Here is a 12,152-nt window from a genome sequence, read left to right as displayed (position 1 = left end):
CGCAACACGATCCGGCCGTACCCACCGTGACCATCTCCGCCGCCCGTCCAGCCACCCCCGACACGGCGGCGACCTCTGCCGGGGCAGCGTCTGCCGGGGCGACCTCTGCCGGCAGCGACGCGATCCCAGCGCCGGCGGCGGATTTCCCGGTCACCGCTCCGGCGGCCTATCCGGTCTTCTATCGCACCTACAGCCGCAAGACCGCGAGCGGTGGTCGGGAGAGCTGGCACGAGGTGGCTGAGCGCAACCTGGAGGGCCTGCGGGTCCTGGGCTCCCTCGACGCCTCCGAGGTGGAGCTGATCCGGCGCATGCAGCGCCACCAGATGGCCCTCCCCTCCGGCCGCTGGCTGTGGATCGGCGGCACCGAATGGATCGAGCAATCCGAGAACTTCTCCGGGGCCTACAACTGCACCTCCACCAACCTGGTGGACTGGGAAGCCTTCGCCCTGATGATGGATCTGGCGATGATGGGCTGCGGCACCGGCGCCATCATCGAGCCCCATCTGATCAGCCGGCTGCCGAAGATCCGCAACACCCTCGTCATCGATGGCGTCACCGACATCGGCCTGACGCCGATCGGCTCCCGCCAGCAGCAGACCAGTCACGTGATCGATGGCCATCACGTCAGCGTCCGCGTCGGCGACACCCGGGCCGGCTGGGTGGAGAGCTACCGGCTGCTGCTCAACCTCTGCAGCGACGAGCGCTTTGACGGTCCTGTCCATGTCTCGGTCGACCTCTCGGACGTGCGGCCGGTGGGGGAAACCCTCAAGGGCTTCGGCGGCATGGCCAATCCGGTCAAGCTGAAGGATCTCTACGGCCGCGTCGCCCAGATCCTCAACAAGGCCAGGGGCCGCCAGCTCACCTCGGTGGAGTGCTGCCTGCTGATCGATGAGGCGGCGGTCACGATCGTGGCCGGCAACATCCGCCGCAGTGCCGGCATGCGCCAGTTCTGCGCCGATGACGATTCCGCCCTCGGTGCCAAAGAGAACCTCTGGCAGCAGGACGACCAGGGCAACTGGCGCATCGACCCCGAGCGGGACGCCCTGCGCATGGCCAACCACACGCGCGTGTTTCACGTGCGTCCCAGCCGCGAGGTGGTGCTGGAAGCGGTCACCAAGCAGTTCCAGTCGGGCGAGGGGGCCATCCAGTTCGCCCCCGAGGCCATCGCCCGCTCCAACGCCGACCTGCTGACCACCCCGGAGCTGCGCACCGAGTTCATCGGCATCTACTGCGACCAGGGACGGGAGGAAGCCGGCCGCTGGCTGCAGCTGCACCATCCCGAGATCGGCGCCGACGAGCTCGAACACCGACTCTGTCGCTACGGCCTCAACCCCTGCGGTGAAATTCTCGGTGCCGATTTCCACTGCAACCTGGCGGAAATCCATCTCAACCGGATCGACCCCGCCGACCACCAGGCCCAGGAGGATGCCTTCAAGGCCGGCGGTCTGGCGGTGGCCTGCCTGCTGAACCACCGCTTCGAGGTCGAGCGCTATCGCCGCAGCCGGGCCTGGGACCCGATCGTGGGGGTCAGCTTCACGGGCCTGTTCGACTTCTTTGTCCACGCCTTCGGCACCCCCTGGCTGCAGTGGTGGGAAGCCGGCCGTCCCGACAGCGAGGAGGGCCGGGCGTTCCGCCAGCAGGAGGCGGCCTACCTGTCCCGCTGGAAGGACTGGGTGCACGAGGCGGTGTGGGACTACTGCGACCGCCATGGCATGCGCCGTCCCAATCGCTGCACCACCGTCCAGCCGGCCGGCACCAAGAGCCTGCTCACCGGCGCCAGCCCCGGCTGGCATCCCCCCAAGGCCCAGCGCTTCATCCGCCGCATCACCTTCCGCAAGAACGATCCGGTGGCCCTGGCCTGCATGGAGTACGGCTACGCGATCGTTCCCTCCCAGTCCGACAAGGACGAGCAGGGGCGGCTGCTGAATGATCCCTTCGATCCGCGCTGCACCGAATGGCTGGTGGAGATCCCCACCGAGGTGAGCTGGGCCAACCTGCCCGGGGCCGACCGGGTGGAAATCAACAACTTCTCCGCCCTGGCCCAGTTCGATTTCTACATGCAGGTGCAGCGCTACTACACCACCCACAACACCTCGGCGACGGTGGAATTCCGTGAGCATGAGATCGAGCCCCTGGCCGCCGCGATCCACCACGCCATCGAGAACGGGGAGGGCTACATCTCGGCCGCACTCCTGGCCCGCTTCGATGCCAACGCCACCTTCCCGCGGCTGCCCTTCGAGCCGATCGATCAGGCCACCTACACCCGGATGGTGGGCGAGGTCGAACAGCGGCGTGTGTGCGGCGATTTCTTCCTGGCCCTGCAGAAGTACGACGGCGGCGAGCTGATCGAAGCCGGCCCGGCCGGCTGCGATTCCGACAAGTGTCTGCTGCCGCTGGCCAAGCCTGAGGCCTGAGGCCTGAGCCCTCGCCGGCGGCCCTGCGGCCGCCGGCTCATTCGCTGAGCTGGCTTGGGTGGGTGGCCCCTACTCCGTCGCCGCCAGGGTGCTGATTTCCCGATGGCCGAGGGGGTCGCCGGGATCAATCACGACGAGGCGATCGCGACCACTGTTCTTGGCCATCAGCAGGGCCTTGTCGGCGCGGCGGAAGGTGGCGTCATAGTTCTCGTCGGCCTTGTGCTCGGTCAGGCCCATGCTGGCGGTGAGCTTCAGCTCCATGTCGTCGATGGACACGCGCATGCTGCGGATGTTGGCCAGCATCCGCTTGGCCACCCCTTCGGCCGTGGCCAGATCGGCATCGATCAGCAGGGCCAGGAACTCTTCCCCACCCCAGCGGGCGATGATGTCGTAGTGGCGGAGGCTGCCGGAAAGCGCCTTGACGAAATCCACCAGCATCAGATCGCCGGTGGCATGCCCATAGTCGTCGTTGATCAGTTTGAAGTGGTCAACATCGAGGATGATCATCGAATAGGTGGAGCCATGCCTGCTGGCCCGCTGATCCTCCTCCAGGCAGCGCTCCGCCATGAAGCGACGATTGGAGATCCCTGTCAGGGGATCGTGGGTGGAAGCCTCGAACAGGGTGAGATTCACCTCCTTCAGTGAGGCCTGATAGAGGTCAGAAATGCGCACCACCCGCTTGATCTGGCGCAGCTGCTTCTCATAGCGATTCGTGAGGCTGCGGTTGCTCTCCAGAACGTGGGATTGGTAGAGATCGGAGATATCGGCAACCCGCTCCAGGCGGTCCACCTGCTCTTCGATGCGGTGCCACAATCTGGCCAGCAGGTTCCGGACCGGATCATTGTCGTAACGCTGATCTGCCAGGACGGCCATGACTTCCTGTTCCAGCTGATCGTCAGATTTGGGGCCGGAAGTCTCTGGCATGTCAGGCGTTGATGGAAAGGATCAGAAAAGGAAAGGTGTAGTCTTCCTTGAATTCGGAGCCCAGCTCGGCGGAGCGAGGGTTTCGGTCATCGAACATCCACTGCACCAGCACTTCCTTGCCCTCATCAAACGCCGTCTGCAGCAGATCAAAGATGTCGATCATGAAGCGGATGCTGCTGGTGTTCAGATAGTTGAGATGCAGCTCGAGAGTCAGTGAGTGGTTGGCGGTGGTGAGATAGGACTCAATCCACTGGATCAGCTGGTCGTAGAGCTCAAAGGAATTCTCAGGATAGGACTCACCGCTCATCACCACGACACCCGCCTTCCAGTCCGCACGGATCGAAGGGCTGGACTGGGAGCCCGGTACGGACAGGTTCAGTTCTTCGCTGCTGGTCATGGGATCAGATGATGGCCCGAAGGCTGAAGAAAGCGCGACCGGGCTCAAGGGGGTCAAGGGAGGCCTCCATGGGTTGGCTTGAGCGCCTGGCAATCTCAATGAGACCCAGGCCGGCGCCCTGGCCCGGGGTCTGGGAGTGGGGCTGGCGCAACTGCTGTTTGTAGAGCGCCTTCAGCTGGGGCTTGTCACAGGCGGCGAGTTCGTGGATCCGCTTCAGCAGGGCCTTTCCATCCTCCATCTCAACGAGGTTACCTGCACAGACGGCGTAATGGCCAGCCTCGGCGGCCGCGATCACGACCGTGGCGGAGGACTCGGCATCGCTGAAGCCATGGCTGGTGGCGTAATTCCTGATATTCTGACTCATTTCGATATACACACTGAACACATCCATCACTTCCAGTTCAGGCGCGTGATTGGATTCGATGTGTTCCTTGAGTGCGGATCCAATCTCGCCGATCAGCGTGGTGGAGATGGGGCCATTGAAGCAGATGAGAATCCGATAGTCACTGAAGAACTCCCTCAGAGACATCAGACTGGTGGTGGTGATCGTCATCGCTTCAACTCCGAGAGGCGCTCTTGCGCGGCGATGGCGAGCCAGGCAAAGGGTTCGCTGAGCATGGTCGCATAGGACATCAGTCGGTCCTCTAGGAGAAACGGAAGGAAAGGATCGTGATGTCATCCCGCTGGGGATGACTGCCGCGGAACTGTTCGAGGGCATCGGCCAGGGCCTGACGCTGCTGCTCCAGCGGCTGGCGGGCCAGCCCGATCAGCCATTCCTTGAATTGCTGGGTGCCGAGGGAAAAGCCGTTGTCACCGCCTGACTGGTCCAGCAGGCCGTCGGTGGTGAGGTAGTAGGTGCAGTCCGGCTGCAACGGAATGTCGTGGTCCGTGTAGGAGCCGACCCGTTGGTCGCAGATGGCCCGATGGTCTCCCCTGAGCATGTGCATGGTTTGCCCATCACTCCAATAGAGACTGATCTTTGCACCAGAGAATCTAAGTGTCCTGGCTTCGAAGTCAAGGCGAACCAGCCCGATGTCCATGCTGGTGGCGATGGACTTGCTCATCCTGGCGCCATGCAGCAGGGTGCGCATCGCGGTGTCGGTGCAGCTCAGGATGGCCGCCGGTGAGGTGATGCCCACCTCCATGATCGAACGATCGATGCCTGCCCTGGCCAGCATCGTCATCATTGCCCCGGAAACGCCGTGGCCGGCGCAGTCGGCCACACCGGCCAGGCAGTGCCCGCCTTCCGAGTGGAAGATGTAGTAGTCGCCACCAACCGTGTCGCGCGGCAGCCAGAGGATGAAATAGTCGTTGCCGAAGGTTTCCTGCAGCTGGCGGTCCGGCAGGATCGAGCGCTGCAGCAGGCCCGCATAGTTGATGGAGGACTCGATCTGGCGGTTCGCCTCCAGCAGTTGCCGGTTGCTGGCCTCACCGGCGATCAGGGCCTGCCGCATCTTGGTGAGTACCACGTTGAAGGCCTGCGCCAGCCGGGAGATCTCGTCGTTGCTCCGGATCGTCAGCAGACTGCTCATGTCGTCGCTCTCGATCGCACTGGCTTCCCTGACCAGTCGGGCGATGGGCAGGATGATGCGTCTGGCGATGATCTGATACGAGATGATCGCCAGGATGACCAGCAGCAGGGTCAGAATCAGGGAGACGTAGATCTCTGCTGACCGGCCACCAGGAACCTTCAGCACCTGGATGGCGGCAATCACCAGGTACAGGAGAACAACCCATTGACAATCGCGATCAGCGTGAAGACCTGCTGAATCGATGCCACCGGTTGTCGTGCCGGAGGCTGTCCTCCTCGTGATTTCCGGGGCCCGAAGCGCAGCCCGAAGCGCTGCCTCGGCCTGCCGCCATCGGGCCGCTGGACAGGGACGTTCATGGGCTGAGGGTTCTTCGGACCCAAGCTGGCCTGCAGGGTGTCGGGCAATCCGGAGCATGCTGCTGCGGCCATTCTGAGCCGAACATCCCTGTCGCGCCGCCTTCATCACGACCCCGCCCCGCGTGGGACCCGGCCCACCCCGCTGCCATGGCGATTTCACCACGTCCGGCCATGGCCCCGGGCATCAACAGTCGGTCACAATGGGTCACCGTCTTTCTCCTTTCATGCCCCCTCGCCTGCGCATCGCCACCGGCCTGCTGGCGATGCTGCCGGTGGCTGCGATGGCGGACCGGCTCCACTGGGGGGATGGGATCGTCTTCGTCACCTCGATCCTCTCGATCATTCCGCTGGCGATCCTGCTCAGCACCGCCACCGAGGAGCTCTCCCTCACCCTCGGGCCTTCGCTCGGGGCCCTGCTCAATGCCCTGTTCGGCAATGCCACCGAACTGATCATCGCCCTGGCGGCCCTGCGGGCGGGCCTGGTGGACATCGTCAAGGCGAGCATCACGGGCACGGTCATGGCCAATCTGCTGCTGGCCCTCGGCCTGTCGATGCTGGTCGGTGGGATCGGCCGCAGCGAGCAGCGCTTCCAGCCGGTGGTGGCCAGGGTGAACGGCTCGGCCATGACCCTGGCCGTCCTGGCGATCCTGATCCCGAGCCTGCGGGGCATGGTGGGTGACGGCGCCGGTGGCCTCGATGCGGGCGCCGCTGAATCCTTCTCCCTTTTCGTGGCCTGGGTGCTGCTGGCGGTCTACGCCCTCACCCTGCTGTTCTCCCTGAAAACCCACCGCACCCTCTACGCCGTGGCCGAGGCTGACCTGGGCGTGGAGGGAGAGGAGGCCCACGGCGAGGGCGGCGGCACCAAGCCGCCCCTGCTCCCCTGGGTCGCCGTGCTGCTGGCGGCGACCGTCGGCCTGGCCTACGCCTCCGAGCTGTTCGTCGGGGTGGTGGAGACCGTCACCGAGTCCCTTGGCCTCTCGGCCCTGTTCACCGGCGTGGTGCTGCTTCCCCTGCTGGGCGGCGCGGCGGAATATCTCACCGCGGTGTCCATGGCCCGCAAGGACAAGATGGATCTGGCGGTGTCGGTGGCCCTGGGCTCCACCCTGCTGGTGGGGCTGCTGGTGGTGCCGGTGCTGCTGCTGGTCGCTCCCCTGCTCGGTCACCCCCTCGACCTCAGCTTCAACGTCTATGAGGTGGTGGCCGTGGCGACCGCGGTGCTGGTGAGCAACCTGGTCAGCCTCGACGGACGCTCGGACTGGCTGGAGGGGGTGCTGCTGCTGGCGGCCTACGCCATCCTGGCGGCCGGGTTCTTCTTCCAGGGCAGCCCCGTCCCATGAGCACGAAGCCGGACGACCGTCCGCTCACCGCCGCCACCGCCCCGCCCCCTGCCCTGCGCTCGGGTGGTGCCTGGACCCGTCTGCGCCATGGAGCCGGCCTGCAGCTGCTGCTCACGCTCCTGGTGCTCCAGGCGGCCCTCATCCTGGGTCTGGCCTGGCTGGCGCTGCCGGCGGCCCTGCTGGTCGTCGCCCTGGCCCTGCGCCAGTTGCTGCCACCCCTCTGGCAGCTCCTGGCCCGCCAGCTGGAGGAACCCCCCACCGTCCGCCTGCTGGCGCTGGTGTCCCTGGTGCTCGCCCTGCTGTCGATCCCCCTGGCCCTGGGCTGGTTCGACCCGCTGCTGGCGATCTACGTCAACGGCGACTGGGAGGCGATCGGCGCCTTCGGGGAAGGGGTGATCGGGGCCATCGGCCAGATCCTCGTGGCCCTGGTGGCCCTGATGATCGCCTGGCGCCAGGTGATGGTGGATCAGCGGCTCACCACCCAGCAGAACCGCATCACCCAGGCCCAGACCATCGACAGCTTCATCCACGGCATCTCCGAGCTGATCAGCGACGAGGAGGGGCTGCTGGAGGACTGGCCGCTGGAGCGGATGCTGGCGGAGGGTCGCCTGGCCGCCGTGCTGAGCAGCATCGACGGCGACGGCAAGGCCCGCATCCTGCGGTTTCTCTCCCACGCCCGGCTGCTGACGCCCCTGCGCCGCGACCAGCGGCTGGGGCGCGCCATCCTTGACGGTGAGGGCAGCTACGAGGAGGACCGGCCGCGGGGCGTCCCGGTGATCCGCCTGCAGAGCATGCTGCGGGGGGCCGACCTCGCCGGCACCGACCTGCGGGCCATCGATTTCAACGGGGCCGACCTCTCGGGCGCCGACCTCTCCGGCGCTGATCTGGCCGAGGCGAACCTCTCGGGCGTGAATCTGGCGGGCGCCAACCTGCAGGGGGCCTGTCTGCAGGGCACCCGCTTCTTCTACGGCGACCCCCTGGAGGCCACCCCGCCCCAGGCCCAGCAGCCACCGGATCACGTCGGCGGTGCCGGCACCGGTGCCCTGGTGGAGAACGTCAACCTCTCGGGGGTGCGCCAGCTGGATCCGTCCAGCCGGACCTACCTGGCGGCCTGGAGCGGTGTGCGCTCCCGGCAGACCATCCCGGGTGGCTGCAAGGGGCTGCCCAGTCGGCTCTAGGCGCCGCCCCTCCATGGGAGCATGGCGGGGCTTCCGACATGGTCGGCAGGCCGTCCAGCCTGGAGGGGTGGTCGAGTGGTTGATGGCTCCGGTCTTGAAAACCGGCGAATCGCAAGATTCCGTGGGTTCGAATCCCACCCCCTCCGTCTTTCCCTCCCAGCCCTGGCCCGCATCCGGCGGCTCAGAGCCCCTCGGCCCGACAGGCCTGCTGGCGCAGCCGCTCCAGGCGCTCCAGCAGCGATTCGTTGCTCATCCGGTTGTTGAGCCGCTCCGCCAGCAGCGGGAAGGCCATGGGACCGGGGCGGGGCGGGTGCCGCTCCAGCCACTCGCTCCCCTGCAGCCGCTGCAGGGTGCCGATCAACCGACCGAGATCGAGCTGCTCCTCCAGCACCTCGCCGCGGGCCTGGGCCAGCAGCAGATTGCCGGGCTCATGGCGCTGGAAGACATCGAAGAGCAGGGCGGCGCTGATCTGCAGCTGGCCGCCGGAGCGGGCCTGGCCGGGGTAGCCGTTGAGCACCAGGCCGCTCACCTGGGCGATGGAGCGGAAGCGGCGGCGGCACAGCTCCGAGAGGTTCACGGCCCGCTCCAGGTCCTCCAGCAGGCCGGTGGGATCCAGGAGGCTCTCGGCGTGCTCCCCGAGCAGCTCCTCGAAGGGGTAGCCGCGGGGGGCGAGCAGCTCGAAGCCGTAGTCATTCACCGACACCGTGAAGGTGCCGCTCCGGTGCCGGGCCAGCCGCCACGACCACAGGAATCCCAGGCCCTCGTGCACGAAACGGCCCTCGAAGGGATAGGCGTAGAGATGGCTGCCCTCCCGGGTGTGGCACAGCTCCACCAGGAACTGGTGCGTCCGGGGCAGGGCGGAGAGCTGCACCTGACGCTCCAGCAGCGGCTGCAGGGCCCGCAGCTCGGCGGTGTCGAGGCTGAAACCAGCCTCGCCCTCCAAGGCGCGGGCGCAGCGGTCGACCTCCCGGCGCAGATGGGTGCTGAGCAGGTCGGAGAGGGCCATCTGGCCGCCGCCCCAGGCGGGCACCGTGGCGCTGCGGCGCGTGGTGGCCTTGACCATCGCCGTCATCTCCCGCAGCCGCACGAACTCCAGCTGGCGCCCGGCGAAGAAGAAGACGTCCCCCGGCTTGAGCCGGCCGATGAAGGCTTCCTCCACATGGCCCAGCACGGCGCCGCGCACGAAGCGCACGGTCACGGCGCGGTCGGCGCTGATGGTTCCGATGTTGAGGCGGTGCAGGCGGGCGACGGCCGCTTCCCGCACCACGTAGCGCCAGGTGCCGGCCTGGTCCGCCCCGGCCGGGTCCCGCTCCAGTTTCCGGTAGCGCGGGTAGGCCCCCAGGCAGTCGCCCCCCTCCTCCAGGAAGCGCAGACACCAGTCCCAGCGGCTGCGCTCCAGCTGGCGGTAGCTCCAGGTGCGCCGCACAGCCGCGAGGGTGGCCTCGGGCTCGAAGCCCGGTCCGCAGGCCAGGCTCACCAGGTGCTGGAGCAGCACATCGAGCGGCTCCTGGGGCGGGCGGCGGTGCTCCACCAGCCCCTCCCCCAGCCCCCTGCGCATCGCCGACACCTCGAGCAGCTCCAGGGCGTTGGTGGGCATGAACAGCACCTGGGCCGTGCCCCCGGGCTGGTGGGCCGAGCGGCCTGCCCGCTGCAGCAGCCGGGCCAGGTTCTTGGCGCTGCCGATCTGCACCACACGCTCCACCGGCTGGAAGTCGACCCCCAGATCCAGGGAGCTGGTGCACACCACCCAGCGGATCTCGGCGGCCTTCACCCCCGCCTCGATCGCCTCGCGCTCGGCCCGGTCGATGGCGCTGTGGTGCAGGGCCATCGACCCGTCCATCTCCGGGCAGGCGAAGCGCAGGCACTGGTGCCAGCGTTCGGCCTGGTTGCGGGTGTTGGTGAACAGCAGGGTGGAGATGGCCGGCTCCAGCGCGGCCACCAGCTCCTCGTACATGCGCAGCCCCAGGTGGCCCGCCCAGGGGAAGCCGTCGATCGTGTCGGGCAGCAGGCTGCGGATCTGGGTGTCCCGCCGGATCCGGGCGGTGATGATCCGCGGCTCGACGCCGACCCCCACCGCAGCCTGGGCCGCCTCCTCCAGGTTGCCGATGGTGGCGCTGATCGCCCAGGTGCGCAGGGCGGGCCGCCGGCCCCGCAGCCAGCTGAGGCAGAGCTCGGTCTGGGAGCCGCGCTTGCTGCCCATCAGCTCGTGCCACTCGTCGATCACCACCGCCTCCAGATCGGCGAACAGGGCTTCGGCCCGGGGGCCGGCCAGCAGCAGGGAGAGGGATTCGGGCGTGGTGATCAGGATCTGGGGCGGGGCCTTGAGCTGCTTGCCCCGCTCATGGCTGCTGGTGTCGCCGTTGCGCAGTCCCACCCGCAGCGGCCAGCCCATGGCCTCGATCGGTTCCCGGATCGCCAGCAGCAGATCGCGGCTCAGGGCCCGCAGGGGCGTCAGTACCAGCAGCCGCAGACCGCCCTCCGGCCCGGATCCCCCGTTCTCCGCGAGCATGGCGGCGATCGGCCCCATCACGGCGGCGTAGGTCTTGCCGGAGCCGGTGGGCACCTGGATCAGGCCGCTGGCCCCCTCGAGGTAGGCCCGCCAGCACTGGCGCTGGAAGGGCATCGGCCGCCAGCCGCGGCTGGTGAACCAGGCCTCGATCGGCCGCAGCGCCGCCGCGGTGGAAGGGGTCAAGGGTTGGCGGGGCGGGGACGGATCAGGTGGAGAGCACCGCCACCACAACGGCGGCGATGGCCAGGATCACGGCCCCCAGCACCACCCCGGCGGCGATGTTGCCCCGGCGGATCTCGGCCCGGTAATCAATCGGAGAGAGCCGATCGAAGAGCAGGAGCCCGACATAGATGAGGATGATGCCCAGAAAGGTCCAGCCGACCATCAGCAGCATCTGGAGCAGTGGTTTGACCATCCCCGCGTCGCGAAGCCGGCCCCACCGTAGGGACAGCCCGGAGGCCGCCCGCTGATGGGGCTGTCTTCCCCGGGCGGACGGCGGGATCCGTCGCTGCTGCTCTGGCCGCTGGCCAGCCTGCTGCTGCCGCTTCTGCCTTTGCTGGTGCTGGCGGTCTCGGCGCTGGAGTGGCCCCGGCGGCTGGTGATGGTGGTGCCTGAAGGCCAACGGGTGCTCAGTGCCCCGTTCGAGCTGCGGGACGGCTGGCTGGGCAGCCCCCGGCTGACGTTGACGGCCGAGATCCCCCCCAACAGCAGCGTCGAGCTGGATGTGGCCCTCCTCGATGCCGGCGGCCGCACCGTGCTGAGCCTCACCAAGGACGGCTGGCGGGCCAGCGGCACCTGGGCGGAGGAGGGGGAGAGCGGCACCTGGGAGGAGGGCGACGCGGGCCTGGCGCTGGCGATGCGTCCGGGCCGCACCGGACGCTTCCAGCTGGCGGTGCAGCTGCAGGATCTGTTCGATGAAGCGGGCCGCCCCCTGCCGAATCCGGTCGTGGTCCGCGGCAGCATCCGCAATCACAGCGTCGACGCCCCCCTGCTCCTGTTCACCGCCGTAGTGACGCAGGCGACGGCGCTGGTGCTGCTGATGGCCTGCTACGGCATCGCCCGGGGCCGCTGGGTCCGCCGCAGCGATGAGGGCGTCGCCGCGATCCGCTGTGAGGCCGGTGGCCAGGGCCTGGTGCGGGTGGGGGTGGTGGCCCGCTGGGAACTGCCCCATGACAATCCCCCCCTGGGCCAGCCCCCGGCCACCGCTTCTCTGGAGCTGCGGGTGTGCGACGCCTTGGGGCGCCCCTGCCTCCGGCACCGGCAGACGGTGACCGTGGCCCACCGCTCCAGCGATGGGGACCACTGGCTCTCGGCCTGCCAGGTGGTCCATCTGCGGATGCCGGAGCCGGGCAGCCACCGCTTCCGCGTGCAGCTGCCCGAGACCTTCCGCGCCGACGGGGACCTCTGGGAGATCGAATGGCTGCGGCTCACCGTGGAGGACGGGCTCATGACGCCGCGCCCGGTGCCGGTGTTGTCCCCGGACGCCGTGACGGAGGGCCGCTGAG

Annotated in this window: 10 protein-coding genes and 1 tRNA gene; 5 read left to right on the top strand and 6 right to left on the bottom strand. The window is 68.0% G+C overall.

From position 1 onward, the window contains the following. Positions 1-26 precede the first annotated feature (26 nt). Complete coding sequence (gene nrdJ / locus KUG39_RS09630; protein ID WP_216914768.1) at positions 27-2,414, top strand: ribonucleoside-triphosphate reductase, adenosylcobalamin-dependent; 2,388 nt, start codon at positions 27-29, stop codon at positions 2,412-2,414. Positions 2,415-2,483: 69 nt separating this feature from the next. On the opposite strand, the gene siaD is transcribed toward nrdJ, so the two are convergent. The 4 genes from siaD to KUG39_RS09610 all read right to left on the bottom strand — a co-directional run bounded on the left by siaD (position 2,484) and on the right by KUG39_RS09610 (position 5,729). After that, a complete protein-coding gene (siaD, locus tag KUG39_RS09625) occupies positions 2,484-3,338 on the bottom strand; it encodes a biofilm regulation diguanylate cyclase SiaD (protein WP_286145687.1) in 855 nt (284 codons plus the stop codon). Position 3,339: 1 nt separating this feature from the next. Then, entirely contained in the window at positions 3,340-3,735 is a 396-nt protein-coding gene (siaC, locus tag KUG39_RS09620; protein WP_198960068.1) for a biofilm regulation phosphoprotein SiaC, read from the bottom strand. A 4-nt stretch (positions 3,736-3,739) separates the two neighbouring features. Next, positions 3,740-4,288 (bottom strand): biofilm regulation protein kinase SiaB, encoded by a 549-nt coding sequence (gene siaB / locus KUG39_RS09615; RefSeq protein ID WP_094584675.1) that lies wholly within the window; start codon positions 4,286-4,288, stop codon positions 3,740-3,742. 91 nt (positions 4,289-4,379) lie between these two features. Continuing rightward, entirely contained in the window at positions 4,380-5,729 is a 1,350-nt protein-coding gene (locus KUG39_RS09610) for a SpoIIE family protein phosphatase (protein WP_286193086.1), read from the bottom strand. A 118-nt stretch (positions 5,730-5,847) separates the two neighbouring features. On the opposite strand from KUG39_RS09610, the gene cax reads away from it, so the two are divergent. From cax to KUG39_RS09595, 3 genes are all read left to right on the top strand, one after another. After that, complete coding sequence (gene cax, locus KUG39_RS09605) at positions 5,848-6,960, top strand: calcium/proton exchanger (protein WP_216914766.1); 1,113 nt, start codon at positions 5,848-5,850, stop codon at positions 6,958-6,960. After that, entirely contained in the window at positions 6,957-8,138 is a 1,182-nt protein-coding gene (locus KUG39_RS09600; RefSeq protein ID WP_216914764.1) for a pentapeptide repeat-containing protein, read from the top strand. The genes cax and KUG39_RS09600 overlap by 4 nt, the downstream gene beginning before the upstream one ends. Before the next feature lie 61 nt (positions 8,139-8,199). Beyond that, positions 8,200-8,284, top strand: a tRNA-Ser gene (locus tag KUG39_RS09595). A gap of 35 nt (positions 8,285-8,319) precedes the next feature. Here the strand turns inward: KUG39_RS09595 and KUG39_RS09590 are convergent. After that, positions 8,320-10,830 (bottom strand): ligase-associated DNA damage response DEXH box helicase, encoded by a 2,511-nt coding sequence (locus KUG39_RS09590; RefSeq protein WP_216914762.1) that lies wholly within the window; start codon positions 10,828-10,830, stop codon positions 8,320-8,322. Positions 10,831-10,852: 22 nt separating this feature from the next. Next, complete coding sequence (locus KUG39_RS09585; RefSeq protein ID WP_094584670.1) at positions 10,853-11,062, bottom strand: DUF350 domain-containing protein; 210 nt, start codon at positions 11,060-11,062, stop codon at positions 10,853-10,855. A gap of 54 nt (positions 11,063-11,116) precedes the next feature. Between KUG39_RS09585 and KUG39_RS09580 the strand changes: the two genes are divergently transcribed. Next, positions 11,117-12,151 (top strand): hypothetical protein, encoded by a 1,035-nt coding sequence (locus KUG39_RS09580; RefSeq protein WP_216914760.1) that lies wholly within the window; start codon positions 11,117-11,119, stop codon positions 12,149-12,151. The last annotated feature ends 1 nt before the right edge of the window (position 12,152 follow it).

Source organism: Synechococcus sp. CCAP 1479/10, from assembly GCF_019038515.1.
Classification (GTDB): Bacteria; Cyanobacteriota; Cyanobacteriia; order PCC-6307; family Cyanobiaceae; genus Cyanobium.
This window is presented reverse-complemented; position numbering and strand designations above follow the sequence as displayed.